This is a genomic window from Desulfosarcina ovata subsp. ovata (genome assembly GCF_009689005.1).
Taxonomy (GTDB): Bacteria; Desulfobacterota; Desulfobacteria; order Desulfobacterales; family Desulfosarcinaceae; genus Desulfosarcina; species Desulfosarcina ovata.
This window is the reverse complement of the sequence record NZ_AP021879.1, coordinates 5,442,861-5,461,502: the sequence shown is the minus strand read 5'-3', so window position 1 is coordinate 5,461,502 and position 18,642 is coordinate 5,442,861. Positions and strand designations below refer to the sequence as shown.

The window sequence follows — 18,642 nt, the reverse complement described above, 5'->3', positions numbered from 1 at the left end:
TCGTGTGAACCGGCAGGCCGCCTTTTTTGTACCCACCCGATGGACTCACAACAGCCGCACGGTGGCGACTGCGCGATCCGGCCGTCCGCTACCGCATCACCCCATGGAAAATGGCCAGCGCCCGTTGGATATCCTCTGCCGTCACATGGCAATTGGTGACGGCCCGCATCTGATCCGGCGCCGTAGGCAGTAGTCGAACCCCTTCCGCCGCCAGCCGCGCCACCATCGTGGACGCATCCAGGCCGGGGGTGGTCACCTGAAAGTAGACGATGTTCGTGGCCACCGCAAGCGGATCGATGGCCAGTCCGGGAATTTCGGCCAAACCGACCGCCAGGGCCCTGGCATTGGCATGATCCTCGGCCAGGCGGTCGACCATCTCGTTCAGCGCCACGATGCCGGCGGCGGCGATCACACCGGCCTGGCGCATCCCACCGCCCAGAGATTTGCGAACTCTTCTCGCCTGCCGGATAAACGGTTCATCGCCGCAAAGCAGTGAGCCCACCGGCGCGGCCAGCCCCTTGCTCAGGCAGAAGGTAATTGAATCCGCCGGCGCGGCCAGCTCGGCCGCATCCACCCCCAGGGCCCCCGCGGCATTGAAAATGCGGGCCCCGTCAATGTGCAGTTTCAAGCCGTGCGCGGCAGCCAGTTCGGCCACAGACGCCGTATAGGCGGGAGAAAGGGGCGTTCCGTGGCAACGGTTGTGGGTATTCTCCAAAATGATCAGGCGCGAGGTGGGAAAGTGAACGTCATCCGGCCGGATGGCCGCCTCAATCTTCTCAATGGCGATGGTCCCATCCGGCTGGTTGGGCAGGGTACGCGGATGGATACCGCCCAGGGCCGATGCGCCGCCCTGCTCGTAGAAGAAGACATGCGACTGATCGCCCAGGATGGTTTCGTCGCCGCGGCCGCAATGGGCCAGCTGGGCGACCAGGTTGCCCATGGTACCCGAGGCCACCAGCAGGGCCGCCGGTTTGCCCAGCCGCCTGGCCGCCATCTCCTCCAGGCGTCTGACGGTGGGGTCCTCACCGAAGACGTCGTCGCCCACCTCGGCATCGGCCATGGCCTGGCGCATAGCGGCCGTGGGGCGTGTAATCGTATCCGATCGCAAATCAATGGCAGTCATGGGATATCCTTTCAATCATTCTTTTTCCCGGACAAGCGCACCTGGATGGCATTGGCGTGTCCACCCAGCCCTTCGACACCCGCCAGGGTGATGATATCCCGGGCTTCCTTCCGGAAGGCCACCGGCGAATAGCTGATCAGGCTGGTTTTCTTGATAAAATGCTCCACCGAGAGGGCCGAGGAGAATCGGGCCGTACCGGCCGTGGGCAGTACGTGGTTGGGACCGGCCACATAGTCACCCACCGGTTCAGGGGTGTAGTGCCCCAGAAAAACGGCGCCGGCGTTGCGCAGACGGGGAGCCACGGCCATGGGATCGGCCACCTGCAGCTCAAGATGCTCAGGAGCGATCCGATTGGCCAGGGCAATGGCGGTCTCCAGATCATCCACCACTAGGATGGCCCCAAAGGCCGTGACGCTCTGCCGGGCGATCTCAACCCGGGCCAGGGACAGCAGCTGTTCTTCCACCTCCGTCTGGACCGCCTGGGCCAAGTCGGCATCGTCGGTCACCAGAATGGCCGACGCCAGCGGGTCATGTTCGGCCTGGCTGAGCAGATCGGCCGCGGTAAACCGGGGATCCGCCGTCCGGTCGGCAAGGATGAGAATCTCACTGGGGCCGGCGATCATATCGATTCCCACGGTTCCGGCGACAATCTTCTTGGCCAGGGTGACATAGATATTTCCAGGGCCGACGATGACGTTGACCCCGGGAACGCTTTCCGTTCCATAGGCCAGTGCGCCGATGGCCCAGGCGCTGCCCATCTTGTAGACGGCATCCACGCCCACCTTCTTCGCGGCCACGAGAAGATACGGGGAGATCTCTCCCGACGGCATGGGCGGCGTCGCCATGACCACTTTGGGGACACCGGCGATTTTTGCCGGAATGGCCCCCATGAGCACCGAAGAGACCAGCGGCGTACTGCCGCCCTTGGCACCCGGTACATATACACCGGCGGCATCCACCGGATGGACCATCTGCCCCAGCAGGGTGCCCGGCCGGTGGGTGTCGATCCACGACTTGGGCAGTTGCTGACGGTGAAACCGTTCGATCTGCGCCGCCGCGCGGTTCAACGCCCGCACGAACGGCCGATCCACTTTTTTCCCGGCCGCGGCCATCTCATCAGGCGTCACGGCCAGGGCCCCGGCGCTCATATCAGGCGCGTCAAACTGCCGGGAGTATCGCACCACGGCGCTGTCCCCATGGCGTTTGACATCATTCAGGATCCGGGTCACCGCCTGGAGGTCGGCCTTTCTGAAATCGATGGCCCGGCCGATGATGGATTTCAATTTCTTGTCTGCCGCAACAGAGGGATAGCGAAAAATCTTCATCAAATCGTTTCCTTTCGTTAAACGTTGCCTTCCTTTAGAGCCAATTCCCGGATTTTGTCAACCGGTGGTCCTTCCGGTTCCAGGGCAATCGCATGTAACTCAGGTTTCTCGAAATCGAAATCGGGATCGGAATCGACGATGTATATTGGGATCACTGGTTGACAAAAGGGCGATAGACGGTTCCCGATTTTCCAGTTTCCCATGGCGCCGATTACCATTAACTGCAAGTCGCTGAACATCCAGTCTGCATGTCTACGTCCCATTTCTTTTCGATTTAGATTTCGATAGCGATCCCGATTTCGATTTCGATTTCGATTTGGATCATAGTAACGATCCGTACGCGATCGCCCTGTAAGGCACATCACAGACCAAGGTTACATGCGATTGCCCTGCTTCGGGTCCCAGGGTAATCGCAAGTAAAATCAAAACCGACCGTTCCTGAACACGCACCATTCCCGAAAGTGGAAAAATGCCAAAGCCCAAATGTCAAATGAAGGATGAAATCGATTTTAAAATAGACAGAATACCACCATTTGGTATTTTTCATTTGGTCTTTGACATTCATGGACGCTCTAATTTTGGGAAGAAAAGCAACCTGGAAATCTACATGCGGTTGCCCTGCTTCCGGTCCGCAGCGGGCGGCCCCGGAAGCGGCAAAAGGCGACGGATCTATAAATTTCCCCATTTTGTTCATATTTTCTCCACCTTCATGGCGTATATTGGCACCATCAAAATGACAGGTCCATTTCAATCACCCCGGCGAACCAACGCCGGTCATCGCCATGCCCATTGGCGTTAAAACAAAGGAGAAGAAACAATGCGTAAAAAAGTGATTTTGACCATCATCTGCAGCATGATCCTGATCGGCAGCGGAATGACTGCCCAGGCCGGTGAGCCCGGCGCCCCCATGGGAAAAGCGGGCGCCGGACCGCAGGGGCCGCAAATGGACCGTCCTGGAAAGGCCTGCCCGGCACCGTCACCCGGGTTTGACATTCTTGAACGCCTGGACCTCAGTGACGCCCAGTGGAAATCGGTTAAAAAACTGATCGATGGCGACCGCGAGGCGGCTGCCAGGCAGCATGACAAAATGCGCGATGTGCAGCGGCGCCTCCGTCTGGCGATGAAGCCCCAGCAGTTCAACGAGAAGGCACTGCGTGGTCTCCTGTCCGAAAAATCGGCAATCGAGGCCGACCTCATGGTAGACCGGGCAAAAACAATGAATCGGGTTTACAACCTTCTGACTGCTGAACAGCAGGAACTCTTCGACCTGGCCGCCAAACTGAAAATACTTCGGGGCCCAGGTCCGGATCACGGCGAGCAGCCCCCTTTCGGACGACCGGGACAGCCGGATGGCCCCATGTCCATGAAGCCCATGGATGACCGGCCGGCAGGCTGATCAAATCATTGCGGCAAAAGGTCAGTGGCCAATCCCCGGGATGATCGCCTCCCCACTGGCCTTTTGCCGAGCCCTCCGACCCCGATTCCATCTCCCCCGCCCCAAGCCCCGTCCGTTTGGCCATCGATCCAACAACGCCGGATCAGCGAACGGCCCCATCATTTTATTGATTTTACCAGTTGACATATTTGTCTCTATCTGTAGAGATAGCGGGTTAATTGCCCGAAGGCGGAGAAAATCGAGATAGTGCCCCATCGGCGCATCCGAATCATTCAAAAACGGAGGTTACTCACGATGAAAGCGGACAGAATCCATAACTTCAACGCTGGTCCGGCCGCCCTTCCCTTGCCGGTACTCGAAGAGATCCAGGAATCCTTTCTCAACTTTGCCGGATCCGGCATGTCGATCACCGAAGTCAGCCATCGTTCGAAATGGTTTGACGACGTGATCAACGATGCCGTGGTCCGGGCCAAACGCATTCTCAAGCTGGACGACCGCTACCATGTCCTGTTCGTCCAGGGCGGTGCCAGCATGCAGTTCTGCATGATCCCCATGAACCTGCTCGGTGCCGGTGATACCGCCGACTATGTCAACACCGGCACGTGGTCGACCAAAGCGATCAAAGAGGCCGAGATCCAGGGCAAGGCCATCCGTGTGGTCGCCTCTTCCGAGGACCGGAACTTTTCCTATATTCCTGAAGGCATCGCCTTCAACCCGAACGCCGTCTACGCCCACATCACGTCCAACAACACCATCAAGGGCACCCAGTGGGCCCAGTTCCCCGATACCAGCGGCGTTCCCATCGTATCCGACATGAGTTCGGACATCTTCTCGCGGCCTCTGGACGTTGAAAAATTCGGCATGATCTATGCCGGGGCACAGAAGAACATGGGCCCGGCAGGCGTCTGCATGGTAATCATCCGCGAGGATCTGCTGGGTCGCAGCCCCAAGGATATCCCGACCATGCTGCGCTACAGCACCTTTGCGGAGAAGAACTCCATGTTCAACACGCCGCCCTGCTTTTCCGTCTATACGGTGCAGCTGGTGCTCAAGTGGCTGGAAGAGACCATCGGCGGGCTGGACAAAATGGCCGCGCTGAACCGCAAGAAGGCCGACCTGCTTTACGACTACATGGACCAGAGCGAATTTTATCGCGGCACGGCGGAAAAAAACAGCCGATCGCTGATGAATGTCACCTTCCGCCTGCCCAGTGAAGATCTCGAAAAGACCTTTGTGGCCGAAGCGCTGGAAAACGGTCTGGGCGGACTCAAAGGCCACCGCAGCGTCGGCGGCTGCCGGGCTTCCATCTACAACCCGACCCCACTGGCGAGTGTGGAGGCGTTGCTCGATTTCATGAAGACCTTCGAACGCAAAAACGGATAACCCCCGGCCCCCGCCGGGGCCATTTCCCGCAAGTCTGGCCCGGAATCCGGATCGACTGCCCGTTTTGATCCGGTTTTCGGTTTTTTTTACCTCCCGATCCCACCGTTTTTGGTTCAAAGAAACCCATTTTTGTGCCTGATTTCTGCCAAACGGGACGAAATAACCCGAATCGCCCGAAGAACACCTGCCCCCCGATCCGCCATAACGTTATGTCATTTTTGGCATTTATTGACATCCCCGGTGAATCCCCATAATTTAAAATAGATATTCGTAGTTCAAACCCGCTCCATAACAAGAGGAGGGATTTTATGGACAAAATCTTAAGAATCGACACGAGTGCCCCGGGAGGACCGGTGGCCAGGACTGACGCCCTGGGAACCTACGCAGGCTTAGGCGGCCGGGCGATGACATCCGCAGTCGTCGCCAGGGAAGTGCCCCCCGCCTGCCATCCTTTGGGTGCGGACAACAAACTGGTCATCGCACCGGGCCTGCTCAGCGGATCGGCAGCGGCCATTTCCGGTCGCCTCTCCGTGGGTTGCAAGAGCCCGCTCACCGGCGGGATCAAAGAGTCCAATTCCGGTGGTCAGGCCGCCCAGGTGATGGGGCGGCTGGGATACGCCGCCATTATCCTCGAGGGCATCCCGACCAATGACGCCCTCTACAAGGTCTTTATCAACAAGGACGGCGTTACCATCGAAAGTGCAGCCGACCTCAAAGGGCTGGGCAACTACGCCACGGTCGAAAAGCTGGCCGCCCAGTATGGTGAGAAAGTGGCCTTCATCACCATCGGTCAGGCCGGTGAGATGAAGATGAGTGCCGCCTCCGTCGCCATTACCGATATGGAGCAGCGCCCCACCCGGCATGCCGGGCGCGGTGGTGTGGGTGCCGTTATGGGATCCAAGGGCATCAAGGCCATCATTGTGGACGACAACGGCTGCAGTATGCGCAGCCCGGCCGATCCCGAGAAGTTCAAGGCGGCCAACAAAGCCTTTGCCGAAGGCCTGCGCAAGCATCCGGTGACCGGAGAGGGGCTGCCCACCTTCGGGACCAATGTTCTCACCAACGTGGTCAACGAGGCCGGCGGATACCCCACCAACAATTTTAAAACCGGTCAGTTCGACGGTGCGTCGGAGATCTCCGGTGAGACCCAGGCCGCCCTGGAAAACCAGCGTGGCGGTGACGGCTCGGCCACCCACGGCTGCCATCGCGGCTGCGTGATCCGCTGCTCGGGCACTTTTTACGACAAGAACGGCAACTATGTCACCAAACAGCCCGAGTACGAGACCGTCTGGGCCCACGGCGGCAACTGCGGCATCAGTGATCTGGACGTGATCGCCCTGCTGGATCGCATGGACGACGACTTCGGCCTGGATACCATTGAGATGGGCGCCACCATCGGTGTGGCCATGGACGCCGGCCTAGCCAAATTCGGCGACGGCCAGGGCGCCATTAAACTGCTCCAGGAAGTGGGCGACGGAACCCCGTTGGGCCGGATCCTCGGTAACGGCGCGGCCGTCACCGGCCAGGTTTTCGGTGTGGAACGGGTGCCCGTGGTCAAGCGCCAGTCCATGCCGGCCTATGACCCCCGTGCGGTCCAGGGCATCGGCGTGACCTACGCCACCACCACCATGGGGGCCGATCATACCGCCGGATACGCCGTGGCCACCAACCTTCTGGGTGTGGGCGGCAGCGTGGATGCACTCAAGCCCGAAGGCCAGGTCGAACTCTCCCGAAACCTGCAGATTGCCACAGCAGCCATTGACGCCACCGGCATGTGTCTGTTCATCGCCTTTGCCATTCTCGACCAGCCGGATACCTTCAATGCGCTGGTGGATCTGATCGGTGCGTTCACCGGTCAGCCGCTGACCGCCGATGACGTCACCGCCCTGGGCAAATCGATCCTGACCAACGAGCGCAATTTCAACACGGCCGCCGGTTTTACCGCCAAGGACGACCGGCTGCCGGACTACTTCAAGAAAGAGGCGCTGGCGCCGCACAATGTCACCTTTGGCGTTTCCGATGAGGAGCTGGATACGCTCTACAACTGGTAACCGCCGGACACCGTTTGATTGTCACACCATGGGGAGATCCGTTACGGATCTCCCCCGTTGTTTTGTTCTTCCCGGAGTCACCCATGACCGATATCGAACTGACCATCCCCCGATCCACCGTCTCCCTGTTCCTGCCGCTGATGCAAAAGGGGGTCGTCATCGCGGCCCGCACCGGCTGCAGCATCCGCCAGTTCATCTGCGGCCAGCTGGGAATCAGCGACGCTTATCTCGACCAGCGGGTGCAGACCCTGTTTCTGAATGCGCGTCCGGTCGACGATGTGGACGCCGCCGTGCTCGAAGATGGCGCGACCCTGGCGCTGAGTGCGGCCATGCCCGGACTTTTGGGCGCCACCATGCGCAAAGGCGGGCACTATGCGGCGTTCCGCATGGGAATTTCTCTTTCGGCAAACACGCCCCCGGCCAATGCGCCCGGTAGCGGAAGGGTGACACTGAAGCTGTTCAACATGGTGGCCCGGGAAGTCGGTCCCGGTCTGCTGGAAAAGGGGGTGGGGGTCAATGGCAGCGACCTCAACCGCATCGCCGGCAACCATCCGGAGGCCATGCCACAAGTGGCGTGCACGCGAGTGGATGGCAAGCGTCCCGCCGATCCGGCCAAAAGCGTATTTCTCAGCCTGGAGGGCCGGCCCGTCCACCTCACGGTGCGGATCGCCGGACCGGCCCCGATGTCCAACGAAACCGGCTGATGATGCGCATTGGAGGAGAGCGGGAGGAATTCGATTCGGGTCTATCCAGAAACAGACCCAATGGGTCGCTTAGGATCGGGAATGAAATTAATTTTAATTAATAAAATTCCCGATCCTTAGGGATGAGCACTAATTGGCTTCCACGCCAACCGTATCGCAGATACCACTGGAAACCACCATCCGATCGCGCACCACAAAAAATCGGAATTCAAATCCCATGTCGCTGGGGGCACTGATTTTGTAGTAGCGCCTCTCCAGCCCGGTGCCGGCCTGCCGCACCGTCACCGGTTTCCCCCAGACCGTTTCGACTTCAGTCAGGCGCATGGGGTGGCGCTTGTAATAGGCGTGGCTGATCTCATTGATTTCTATCCCTTTGAAGCCCGCCAGCTCGGCCTCGGCCTTGATATCCGGGGACGGGCTGATCCGACTGGCCAGCACAATCCCATCTTTGACGATATAGCGGCGATACTTGAAATCGGTGTACGAATCGGAAATGGCGTAAGTCCGGACCTCGGCGCCACCGCTCAAAGGCAGGACCTGAACCGGTGTACCCCAGATCTGGTTCAGGTCCGCCACCGTCATCCGGTGATCGGCATAAAAAGTCCGGCTCAGATCCCCGGGAACGAAACCGGTGGTCGCTCCGCCGGGGGCATCGGCCGTATCGGTGTTCATCACATCACTGACTCCGCTGGCCAGGACCATGTCGTCCTGAACCAGGAGATATCGGTAATTGAGATCGTTATAAGGGTGCGGGCTCCGATAGATCCGTTTTTCGAGGCCGCCTGAAAGGGGGATCACCGCCACCGGATCGCCCCACACGCGGGGCACATCGGGCGGGGGCGAGGGCATGGGCGTGGCCGTGGGCAAGGGCGTGGGATGGTGTTCGACGTCGACCCGACTAGGGCGCTCCGCGCATCCGCCGGCGAACATCAGTACCCCCGCCAACACCACGCCTGCGATGATTTTTGCAGCCTTGCGCATCGCCGTTCTCCTCTCCTTAGGAATTCAATGGCGCGGGAGTCCCCCAGCGTAAACGGTTTCATTGGAAATAGGATTGAAAATGAATCAAAATCAAGCTTATGCGGCTTTTAGTCGAACCGTCAAGAACGATTCTCGAACGATTGAAGGATCAGATCGATTATAAAAGGATGGAATACCACCAGTTGTCATTTGTAATTGGACATTTGGCATTTTTAACCAGTCGCTACCGGGGAAAAAGAGCAACAAAAAGTCAAATGCGGTTACTCCGGGAGTAAATGAAAAGCCCCTTGATTCCAGGACTGAAAACAGGTACGAAAGTTGACTCTGTAACCATTTGGTGCATTCGTAGTAAAACAATCTTCGAACAGACCATGGGCATCTTTAATTGATTCAGCCAAACGAAATGACAGGAAAAATGAGTATGAAACGAATTCTGATCTTAGGCGCCGGTCTGGTTTCCAGACCCATCGTTCACTATCTGACCGGCCTGCAGGACACCGAGGTCACCGTGGCCACGCGCACGGTCTCCAAGGCCGAGGCATTGATTGCGGGGCGCCCCCGCAGCAAAGCCATGGCCCTGGATGTCATCAAGGATGCCACAGGAATCGAGGAGCAGATCAAAGCTTGCGATATCGCCGTGTCCCTGCTTCCGGCCAGCGAACATGTCCGCGTGGCCCGGCTCTGCCTCAAGCACCGCAGGATGATGGCCACCACCTCGTACATTTCTCCGGAAATGCAGACCCTGGATGCCGATGCACAGGCTGCCGGTCTGACCTTCATCAACGAGTGCGGGGTCGATCCCGGCCTGGATCACATGTCGGCCATGCGCGTCATTCACGCGGCTAAGGCCAACAGCGGCCGGGTCGAGTCGTTCCGTTCCTATTGCGGCGGCCTGCCGGCGCCCGAGGCCAACACCAATCCCATCGGTTACAAATTCTCCTGGGCGCCGCGCGGCGTTCTCACGGCAGCCACCAACCCGGCCCGCTACCGCCAGGACGGCAAGGTCGTGGAACGGCCCGGCGATGAACTCTTTACTGCTCCCGAGCAGGTCGCCATTGAGGGGGCCGGAACCTTCGAGGGATTTCCCAACCGCGACGCCCTGCCTTACGGCACGATGTACGGGCTCGATGACGCCGCCACCATGTTCCGCGGCACCCTGCGCAACCAGGGGCATTGCGAAACCTGGTATCCGTGGGTCAAGCTGGGACTTTTCTCACAGACAATCCGGCCGGAGTTGAGCGGCATGACCTACCACCAGTTCATCTGCGACATCGCCGGCGATACGGATCCCAAACATGGTCTGGCCAGTAAAACCGGCCTTTCCGAGGACGCTGCGTTTATCGACCGGCTGGAATGGCTGGGCATGTTCGAGGATGTACCCATCGGTCTTGAGGAGGCGGGCAATATCGATGTCATGGCGGCCCGCATGCGTGAGAAATGTCCCTTCCAACCGGGCGAACGCGACATGATCGTCATGCAGCACGAATTCGTCATCGACTATGCCGGCAAAAAGGAGAACCGTGTCTCCTCGCTGGTGGAGTTCGGCATCCCGGATGGGGACAGCGCCATGGCCCGCACGGTCTCCCTGCCCGTGGCCATTGCCACACGCATGATTGTAGAAGGAAAGATCACCCAGCGCGGCGTCATCGCCCCCATCGTTCCCGAGATTTACAACCCCATTCTTGACGAACTGTCCGGGTTGGGCATTGCTTTCAAAGAGATGGTCCTCGCCTGAACCACGCAGATGAGCGGATGAACCGGTTCACACGCTAAGGATTGGGGATGAAATGAATTGAACGTAATTGCGCCGGGCTTATGTTCGTCTTCAAGGCGCATCAAGGGTTGCATACCGGGAGTATGTGGCCGTTGATGCAACGCGGAAGACGGGCGCAAGAACAAGCAATTTCGTTTAACTAATAAAATTCCCGATCCTAAGCCCGACGTCAGAAATCTTGTGGCAGGAGGGGCAGATCAAAAGCCAGCGCATAGCGCCCTCCTCTTTTTTAAAAAATGAAGCATGTGAATTGCTTGGAATCACGGCGCTCCCATCGGATGAGCAATTTGCTCGATATGGGTTTGAATTATAAACGATAAGGGCCATGATCATGACGCTGTTCACGCAGTATATTGTGCAATATTGGGGTTGATTCTCCGTTGTCTATACTTTAAACCGCCCCACCATGATATTGAGCTTTTCGGCCAGTTGGGAGAGGTCTTCGGCACTCAGGCGAACCTGCGAACTGCTGCTTGCCATTTCACCAGCGGACTGATTGACCTCGCCGATCGATTGCGTGATTTCACCCGCAACGCTTGAACTCTGGGCAACATTTTCATTAACTTCGCCGACACCCTGTGAAATTTGAGCTATGTTTTCGGCGATCTCCTTGGTGGAAATGGATTGTTCTTCCACAGCGGTGAAGAGGAGGACAACGTCTGTACGCCAGTGGTGACATCCTTGATCATGGCGTGCAGTTTGCCCATAAATTCATTGAAGCGTTGGGCCAAGTCACCAATTTCATCCTTTGTGGCAACTGGCAAACGGGTAGTCAGATCCCCCTCGCCCTCGGCTAGATCAGTGAGGTTGGCAACCACCCCCTGCACCGGCCCTACGATGGCCCGAGTCACGAACAAGGCGACGCCAACGATGGCTGCAATGCCGATAGCGCCGACGATGAGGGCCACCCATTGAAGGGCCTTGACCGCGGCAAACGCCTCGGCCTCGTCGATTTCGGCCAGCAATGCCCAGTTCAGGCCTTCGAATTCCAGTGGCGTATAAGCGGAAAGAACCGGGTTGCCGTTATAGTCGATGATGATCCGCTCTTCGGTCCTGCCTTCCAAAGCAGCCCGGGAGGCTTCGGTGTCCACCTTCCCTTTGTCCGGATGGCGAAATGATGCAGCCACCGAATGGTTTTCCGGATCGAGATAGGAATCCGATCGCATCAGCTGATCCTGGCCCACCAGATAGGTCTCGCCGCTTTTGCCCATGCCGGCCCGTTCCTGCTAATGCGATTAATGGAAATCGAGGCGGTAGGCGAAAACCTCTGGATCCGGGGTCGCCCATTAATGGACGACCCCATTTGACCATTGAGAGTTCTTCACCTAGGCCCTATAATCAGTTTTAAATTTTGTTATCCAAATTAAATTCAATTTGTTGAGATAGAGAAGGCCCCTTACAATGAATGATGACCATGACCCATTGTCAAATAAGCCATTGAATCGCTATCCCATTCAATGGATACTGATTGCGGTATTTGTTCTGCTGGTCCTTTTTACTACTGCTGTCACCGGATATGTCTCATTTATAAATGGACAACGTGCAGTCAACGAAGTCTCTCGGCATTTGCGCAACGAAATTACCTCCCGCATTCAGGATCACTTGGCTGCTTTTTTAGCGAATGCCCATCGTATCAATCAGTTGAATGCCAGCATGATTCGCCAACTTAAGTTTTACGATGTCACGGCATTGGAACATAACTTCTGGAATCAGATTAAAATATACAGCTCGGTGACAAGCATCTATTTTGGCAACACCGCAGGTGGGATGGTCAATGCCGGTCGTGAAAATCCTGCAGGCGATCTATATGTAATTTCAACAGATGGCTTCAAGAAAGGCCCCTTCAGAAAGTTTGCCATTGATAATTTAGGCAACCCCACCCGGGAATTACTGGCGATCCCAGACTTCGATGCGCGGACGCGCCCCTGGTATACGGGTGCGGTTAAAAAAGGGGAGGCTGCTTGGAGTGATATTTGCGTTCTCTTCACCGGGCAGGGCATGGTCACAACGGCAAGCTATCCTGTTTATGACCAACAGCAGCAACTGTTGGGTGTCGTTGCGGTGGATCTCTTCTTGTCCCACATCAACGACTTTTTGGGACGTCTCGGCATCGGTAAAACGGGGCAGGCATTTATCATGGAACGTTCCGGGCTGGTGGTCGCAGAATCCATACCACAAAAATCGTTCGACAGCACGGACACAAAAATAGCACTCAAACGGCACCATGCTCTTGACAGCCAAAACCCAATTGTTCGTTATGCCGCAAAGGCATTATCCGTACGGTTCGGAGAACATTTTTCGATTACGGATACCCAGCATCTGAATTTTTTAATTCAAGGCAAGCGTCATTGCCTACAAGTCTCCCCGATAAAAGACAAATACGATCTCGATTGGCTTGTCGTCGTCGTGATTCCCGAAGCGGATTTCATGGACCAAATTCATTACAGCAACCGAATTACCCTACTCCTTATCGTCTTGTCCATGATGATCGCTATGGGTGCCGGTCTCATTGCCGCGTATTGGATCAGCCATCCGATGTCACAACTGAACGCGACGGCCCAGGCGCTCTCGAGGGGCGAGTGGCATACACAGATTTCCGATAACAGCCATTTGCTGGAAATCAGTGAATTGACGAAATCATTCTACAATATGACGACCCAGTTGCAACAGTCTGTAATACGCCTGGAAACTGAAATCGTGGAGCATAACAACGCGGAAAAAGCACTTCGCAGCAGTGAAGAACGGCTGGAGCTGGTCTTGAAAGGAGCCAACCTTGGGCTATGGGACTGGAATATCAAAACGGGCAAAGTCATATTCAACGAACGCTGGGCGGAAATGATCGGTTACAGCTTGGATGAAATCGAACCCAATGTGAGCTGTTGGGAGAAATTAATGCATCCCGACGATGTCGACTCCGTTATGGACAGATTGAATGACCATCTGGAGGGACGCACCTCCCATTACCAGACAGAACACCGTCTGCGTACCAAATCCGGTGAGTGGAAATGGATATTTGATTCAGGGAAAGTATTTACCCGGGACGAAAAGGGCGCGCCGGTTCGTGCATTAGGGATGCACCAGGATATTACGGATCGTAAACATACCGAACAGCGCCTTCACAGAGCTCTCAAAGAAAAAGAAATTTTACTTCAGGAAATCCACCATCGCGTAAAGAACAATCTGGCGATCATATCAAGCATGCTGAATCTTCAGGCCAAACAATGCACCGATCCAAAAGTCAGGACTCCGCTGATTGAAAGCCAGACAAGGGTTATGGCCATGGCCTCGATTCATGAAACCCTTTATCAGACAAAAGACTTTTCGGTCATTGAATTTGAAAATTATATTCGAAAGATTGTATTAAATCTAATGTCGCTGTACGCAACCGATGCCGATCATATTTCCATCCGATATAGTATAAAAGAGATTCATCTGGATATCGACCAGGCTATTTGTTGTGGATTGATTGTCAATGAATTGGTCACCAATGCATTGAAATACGCTTTCCCTGACCGGAGGAAGGGAACGATTTTCCTGTCTTCCGAGTTGATGGCGGAAGACGAAATCGTAGTCAGCGTATGGGATGACGGTGTCGGTATCCCCCAGGGACTGGAGTGGAAAACGCCCCGCACATTGGGTCTGCGTCTGATCTTACTTATGGTTGAGCAATTGAAAGGAAAATGGGAGATCATATCTGAGCAGGGATTGAAAACAGTTATCCGGTGGAAACAAAAGTAAAATGAAATATATCAACGACCACGAGTTGAACCAAGCGTTAACGACTCTCAAGTTTCGCTCAATTGTGCTCACGAAAAGGGTTTTACATCATCGGTGCCATTTCTCTGATTCGACAATGATTGGCGCTGCCGTAAAAAATCCTCGGCATGCTTGGAAGACAACGGATGGCTGAAAAGGTAACCCTGACCTTCATGGCATTGCTGAATCCTCAGAAAATCGACTTGGGAGGTCGTTTCCACGCCTTCGGCGATCACCCTCTTTTCCATGGTTTTCGCCATGGCGATGATCGTGCTGACAATCGATCGGCCCATGCTGCCGCTACCGATATTGTTTATAAACGAGCGGTCGATCTTAAGGCAGTCAAAGGGCATTTCCTTCATTCTGCTCATGTTTGAATACCCGTTGCCAAAATCATCCACTGCAATCCGGATATTCATGTCCTTAAGCGCGGTAAGGGTTTCGATGAAACGGGATGGATCGCTTTCAAGAAGACTTTCGGTGACTTCCAGTTCGAGCCGATGCCCCTCCAAACCGGTTTCGATGAGAATGTGTTGTACCGTTTCGATGAAGTCGGGCTGTGAAAGCTGCTTTACCGAAAGATTGACAGCCATGCGCTGCAGCGGCAATCCTTGCTTGATCCAAATGGTTGCCTGTTGGCAGGCTTCCCTCAACACCCATTCCCCAATAGGTAGAATAAGCCCGTTTTCCTCGGCAACCGAAATGAATTCCAGGGGAGGGACATTGCCCAGTTCCGAGTTATGCCAGCGAAGCAACGCCTCCATGCCGCTCAGTTGTCCGGAAACCAATTCTACCTGAGGTTGGTAATGCAGTGTAAATTCACCTTTTTCAATAGCCTGCCGAAGATGATTCTCGATCGTCAGACGCTTCAATAACGACGCATTCATGGATTCATGATAGAATTTGAATGTGTTCCGGCCTATTCGTTTGGCAAAATACATGGCCAGGTCGGCGTTTTTCAGCAGTGCCTCGGCATTTTCGCCATCCTTGGGAAAGATCGCGATCCCGATGCTGGGCGTGACGGTGACCCGGTGGCCGCTCAGATCCATGGGGATAGCGAGCTGCTCCTCGATCCGCTGGGCCACCAACGTTGCATCCTCATTATTTTCCAGAACCGGCATAATCACCGTAAATTCGTCCCCCCCCAGACGGGCGGCGATACCATTTTCCATGGTGCGCGCCACCGTATCCGAAGCCCGAAGACACCGGGTCAGGCGTTGGGCCGTGGTGCGCAGCAAATCGTCGCCAATGCCGTGCCCCAGGGTGTCGTTGATCCGTTTGAAATTGTCCATGTCAATGAACAACAGAGCGCTTTTGTGGTCATAGCGGCGGGCATTTTCAAGCACCTGATCCAGTCTGTCGAGAAACAGCACCCGATTGGGCAGACCGGTCAGGTTGTCGAAAAAAGCCAGTTGATTGAGACGGCCCTGGATTTCACGGTTCAACTCCCATTTGCGGGTCAGTGCGTGGGCCAGTTGAAGCACCTCCACGTTGTCGAACGGTTTTTTAAGAATCAGCAGGCTGTCGCTTTCACCCAGCTCGCGCTGTATTTCCTGCCAGGAGTAATCCGCATAGGCCGTGCACAGAACGACTTGAAGGTCCGGGCATTTTTCCCAGAGATGGCTGATGGTTTCGATGCCGTCCCAGCCCGGGGGCATACGGCCGTCCACGAATGCCAGCGCATACGGGCGATCTTCCGAAAGCGCCCGCTCGACCAATTCCACGCCTTCCTTTCCCTGGGACGCGTAATCGATCTCAAATTGGGTGATCGCCGGCGTATTGATTTCGGTTCCGAAAAGCGCAGATTCCAGCTCCCCCAGATCGCTTTTCGATTTCAAGGGTTTTTCCAATATTTTGCGAAAATCCTCATGGATCGATGGGTTATCGTCAATTACCAGAAGACGGTAGGTTGGTTTGTTGTTGGATATCATCCGTTTTCTCCTGGGCGGCAGGGTAATTCAAGGCTAAAGGTGGCGCCGCATCCGGAGCCGTTACTGGAAGCGCTCAAATTGCCACCGAGCTTTCGCGCGGACAGGGCACCGCTGTGAAGACCAAAGCCGTGGCCTGATTTTTTCGTCGTAAATCCATGTTGGAAAATATGGGGCATGTTTTCCTGTGAAATCCCCACACCGTTGTCCTCAACCTGTATTCGAATACGATCGGAATGTTGATTGCGAATCTTCAGCGTGATGATTTTTTCTTTTTCGCCACTTTCCGTGCAGGCATATTTTGCATTGTTGATCAGGTTTAAAAGGATTTGCAGCACCGCGTGCTTATCCACGGTAATCGGGGGTATCGAATCATACTGCCGGCGAACCGAAACCTTGTGTCGGGTCAATCCGCCGGCGTTGAGTTTGAGGGCATCTTCCATCAGCTGTTCGGCGGAAATGGTCTCGCTGACGCCGGAAACCCGGCCGTAACTCTGCTGCATGGCCACGATTTCCTTGATATGTCCGATCCTGCCCTGGATCGCCTCGGTTTCCCGTCGCATCACCTCATGCTCATCCGAAAGCGCAATGGCGAGGGATGCAAGGTACTGCGGAATTTGCCGGCCACGCGGGTCTTCCGAGAAAAAGTGGGCCAGGTTCCCATCGGATTCTGAAATCATATCCGCCACCCTGGCCAGGTTGCCGACACGGGACTCGCGGAGCTGATCCGTGAGCAGGGTGCAGGAAACATTGGCGCTGTTCAGGACATTGCCCACATTGTGTAGCACGCCGGTCGCCACCTCGGCCATACCTGCAGCCCGGGAAACCTCCAACAGGGAGCTCTGTGTCTCGGCCAGATCCTGCATCGCCTTTTCCTTGGCGGCGATCTGTATTTCAAGCTCCCGCGTGCGTTCCCGAACCCTTTGTTCAAGTGTCTCCTTGGACTCCATCAATTTTTCCTGAACCCGCTGGCGGGCAATGGTGGCCCCGAGCATGTCCGCACCGGCACGCAGGCTGTCCTTTTCTGCATCGGTCCAGATCCGTTCCAGGTTGCAATCGTTCAGACCGATAGTTCCCCACCACGATCCTTCCGCAAAAATCGGGATGACGATCAGGGAGCGGACGCCATGGGGTTCAAGCAAGGCACGCTCGTCGTCACTCATTTTGGCAACGATGCCGCTGACAATTTCATTGGCGCCAAAGATTTCCGCCCATCGTCCAAAGCCGGAATCCGCATATGGCAGGCCCTGCAGCTCCGGATTGTTCAACTGCGAACCGACCCCGTCGGCTGTCCACTCATATCTCTGGAATGCACGCAGACGGCCTTCATCATCCATTTGGTTTTCAAAAACATAGGCGCGGCTGGCACCGGCTGCCATACCGATTTTGGTCAGCACCAAACCGATGGCGGTCTTCCAGTCGGAACTGTGTAAAAACAACTGGGCGGCGTAACGGATGCTTTCCAGTATCAAGTCCCGTCGCAGGAGCGCGTCGGTCATGGTGTTCACTGAATCGGCAAGGCTGCCCAGTTCGTCGCGCTTGATATGATCCACCCGGACTGAAAGATCGCCGTCGGCGATCTGTCGGACGATGCCGCGCAGGCGAAGAACGGGCCGAACAACATGCCGGGAATAGAACCAGGATATGATCAAACTGAAAACCATGCATCCGGCCGCAAGGATGAGGGTGCTTTTTGTGAGGGAATGGATGTTACGGTCATAGTCCTTCAGGGAAAGCCCGGCGTGGATCCAGCCCCAATGAATGCCAGAGTAGCCGAAGGGTTTTGCATAGTGAAAAACCCGCCGGTTGAAAAAAGGAACCGTAGCGATTTTGCCTGAAGTCACCCGTTCGCGATCGAGCCAGTAGGCGTCTGCCTGTTCGTCAACCCGCCAGCTGTTTTGTTCGATCACAAGGGCGTACCCGTCATTTTTCATCACGATGACAAAATCGACGGAGGGGTCGCCTTCAAGCATGGTCTGGGCGGAACTGATAACGCTGGCATAATCTTCATTGATCGCAGCACCGGCGGCGGCATTTTGCAGGGAAAGTGCCACACTGGTGGCTTTGGATTCCAGTTGATCGATAAATGTTTTTCTTTGCTGGGGGGTGATTACCGCAATAAAAATGATCAGCGTGACCATGGCCAATATCCAGGACATCAAGGCAATGCGCGGGGCAATACCTAAAACGAACCTGCTTTCGGAAGGTGCCGGCTTGGCGA

The 18,642-nt window shown here is 55.8% G+C and carries 14 protein-coding genes; 6 read left to right on the top strand and 8 right to left on the bottom strand.

Annotated features, from left to right (window positions below):
- Window positions 1-88: 88 nt before the first annotated feature.
- The 3 genes from ltaE to GN112_RS24000 form a co-directional block, all read right to left on the bottom strand.
- A complete protein-coding gene (ltaE, locus tag GN112_RS24010; protein ID WP_155312508.1) occupies window positions 89-1,123 on the bottom strand; it encodes a low-specificity L-threonine aldolase in 1,035 nt (344 codons plus the stop codon).
- An 11-nt stretch (window positions 1,124-1,134) separates the two neighbouring features.
- Window positions 1,135-2,448, bottom strand: a complete 1,314-nt coding sequence (gene hisD / locus GN112_RS24005) for a histidinol dehydrogenase (protein WP_155312507.1) — start codon at window positions 2,446-2,448, stop codon at window positions 1,135-1,137.
- Between the two features lie 361 nt (window positions 2,449-2,809).
- On the bottom strand, window positions 2,810-3,142 hold the full coding sequence (locus tag GN112_RS24000; protein ID WP_155312506.1) for a hypothetical protein: 333 nt from the start codon (window positions 3,140-3,142) through the stop codon (window positions 2,810-2,812).
- 123 nt (window positions 3,143-3,265) lie between these two features.
- Here GN112_RS24000 and GN112_RS23995 point away from each other — a divergent pair, with 123 nt between their 5' ends.
- The 4 genes from GN112_RS23995 to GN112_RS23980 all read left to right on the top strand — a co-directional run bounded on the left by GN112_RS23995 (window position 3,266) and on the right by GN112_RS23980 (window position 7,982).
- Window positions 3,266-3,844, top strand: a complete 579-nt coding sequence (locus GN112_RS23995) for a Spy/CpxP family protein refolding chaperone (RefSeq protein WP_155312505.1) — start codon at window positions 3,266-3,268, stop codon at window positions 3,842-3,844.
- A 294-nt stretch (window positions 3,845-4,138) separates the two neighbouring features.
- Window positions 4,139-5,227: a 3-phosphoserine/phosphohydroxythreonine transaminase gene (serC, locus tag GN112_RS23990; RefSeq protein ID WP_155312504.1), complete on the top strand. Its 1,089-nt coding sequence runs from the start codon at window positions 4,139-4,141 to the stop codon at window positions 5,225-5,227.
- A 308-nt stretch (window positions 5,228-5,535) separates the two neighbouring features.
- Window positions 5,536-7,278, top strand: coding sequence for an aldehyde ferredoxin oxidoreductase family protein (locus tag GN112_RS23985; protein WP_155312503.1), 1,743 nt, complete (start codon window positions 5,536-5,538; stop codon window positions 7,276-7,278).
- An 83-nt stretch (window positions 7,279-7,361) separates the two neighbouring features.
- Complete coding sequence (locus tag GN112_RS23980; protein ID WP_155312502.1) at window positions 7,362-7,982, top strand: hypothetical protein; 621 nt, start codon at window positions 7,362-7,364, stop codon at window positions 7,980-7,982.
- 129 nt (window positions 7,983-8,111) lie between these two features.
- Here GN112_RS23980 and GN112_RS23975 read toward each other — a convergent pair whose 3' ends face one another.
- Window positions 8,112-8,963 (bottom strand): hypothetical protein, encoded by an 852-nt coding sequence (locus GN112_RS23975; RefSeq protein ID WP_155312501.1) that lies wholly within the window; start codon window positions 8,961-8,963, stop codon window positions 8,112-8,114.
- Window positions 8,964-9,366: 403 nt separating this feature from the next.
- Here GN112_RS23975 and GN112_RS23970 point away from each other — a divergent pair, with 403 nt between their 5' ends.
- Window positions 9,367-10,698, top strand: coding sequence for a saccharopine dehydrogenase C-terminal domain-containing protein (locus GN112_RS23970; protein WP_331457541.1), 1,332 nt, complete (start codon window positions 9,367-9,369; stop codon window positions 10,696-10,698).
- Window positions 10,699-11,121: 423 nt separating this feature from the next.
- Here GN112_RS23970 and GN112_RS23965 read toward each other — a convergent pair whose 3' ends face one another.
- Both GN112_RS23965 and GN112_RS23960 read right to left on the bottom strand, forming a co-directional pair.
- Window positions 11,122-11,373, bottom strand: coding sequence for a hypothetical protein (locus GN112_RS23965; protein ID WP_162459089.1), 252 nt, complete (start codon window positions 11,371-11,373; stop codon window positions 11,122-11,124).
- Window positions 11,328-11,948, bottom strand: a complete 621-nt coding sequence (locus tag GN112_RS23960; protein ID WP_155312498.1) for a HAMP domain-containing protein — start codon at window positions 11,946-11,948, stop codon at window positions 11,328-11,330. The genes GN112_RS23965 and GN112_RS23960 overlap by 46 nt, the downstream gene beginning before the upstream one ends.
- A 190-nt stretch (window positions 11,949-12,138) precedes the next feature.
- On the opposite strand from GN112_RS23960, the gene GN112_RS23955 reads away from it, so the two are divergent.
- Entirely contained in the window at window positions 12,139-14,475 is a 2,337-nt protein-coding gene (locus GN112_RS23955; RefSeq protein ID WP_155312497.1) for a histidine kinase dimerization/phosphoacceptor domain -containing protein, read from the top strand.
- Between the two features lie 68 nt (window positions 14,476-14,543).
- On the opposite strand, the gene GN112_RS23950 is transcribed toward GN112_RS23955, so the two are convergent.
- Both GN112_RS23950 and GN112_RS23945 read right to left on the bottom strand, forming a co-directional pair.
- Entirely contained in the window at window positions 14,544-16,424 is a 1,881-nt protein-coding gene (locus tag GN112_RS23950; RefSeq protein ID WP_155312496.1) for a putative bifunctional diguanylate cyclase/phosphodiesterase, read from the bottom strand.
- On the bottom strand, window positions 16,421-18,562 hold the full coding sequence (locus tag GN112_RS23945; protein WP_155312495.1) for a sensor histidine kinase: 2,142 nt from the start codon (window positions 18,560-18,562) through the stop codon (window positions 16,421-16,423). The genes GN112_RS23950 and GN112_RS23945 overlap by 4 nt, the downstream gene beginning before the upstream one ends.
- Between the last annotated feature and the right edge of the window lie 80 nt (window positions 18,563-18,642).

Coding starts and splice junctions, on each gene's coding strand:
- ltaE (WP_155312508.1), bottom strand. CDS start 1,123: ATGACTGCCATTGATTTGCGATCGGATACGATTACACGCCCCACGGCC.
- hisD (WP_155312507.1), bottom strand. CDS start 2,448: ATGAAGATTTTTCGCTATCCCTCTGTTGCGGCAGACAAGAAATTGAAA.
- GN112_RS24000 (WP_155312506.1), bottom strand. CDS start 3,142: ATGAACAAAATGGGGAAATTTATAGATCCGTCGCCTTTTGCCGCTTCC.
- GN112_RS23995 (WP_155312505.1), top strand. CDS start 3,266: ATGCGTAAAAAAGTGATTTTGACCATCATCTGCAGCATGATCCTGATC.
- serC (WP_155312504.1), top strand. CDS start 4,139: ATGAAAGCGGACAGAATCCATAACTTCAACGCTGGTCCGGCCGCCCTT.
- GN112_RS23985 (WP_155312503.1), top strand. CDS start 5,536: ATGGACAAAATCTTAAGAATCGACACGAGTGCCCCGGGAGGACCGGTG.
- GN112_RS23980 (WP_155312502.1), top strand. CDS start 7,362: ATGACCGATATCGAACTGACCATCCCCCGATCCACCGTCTCCCTGTTC.
- GN112_RS23975 (WP_155312501.1), bottom strand. CDS start 8,963: ATGCGCAAGGCTGCAAAAATCATCGCAGGCGTGGTGTTGGCGGGGGTA.
- GN112_RS23970 (WP_331457541.1), top strand. CDS start 9,367: ATGACAGGAAAAATGAGTATGAAACGAATTCTGATCTTAGGCGCCGGT.
- GN112_RS23960 (WP_155312498.1), bottom strand. CDS start 11,948: ATGGGCAAAAGCGGCGAGACCTATCTGGTGGGCCAGGATCAGCTGATG.
- GN112_RS23955 (WP_155312497.1), top strand. CDS start 12,139: ATGAATGATGACCATGACCCATTGTCAAATAAGCCATTGAATCGCTAT.
- GN112_RS23950 (WP_155312496.1), bottom strand. CDS start 16,424: ATGATATCCAACAACAAACCAACCTACCGTCTTCTGGTAATTGACGAT.
- GN112_RS23945 (WP_155312495.1), bottom strand. CDS start 18,562: ATGGTCACGCTGATCATTTTTATTGCGGTAATCACCCCCCAGCAAAGA.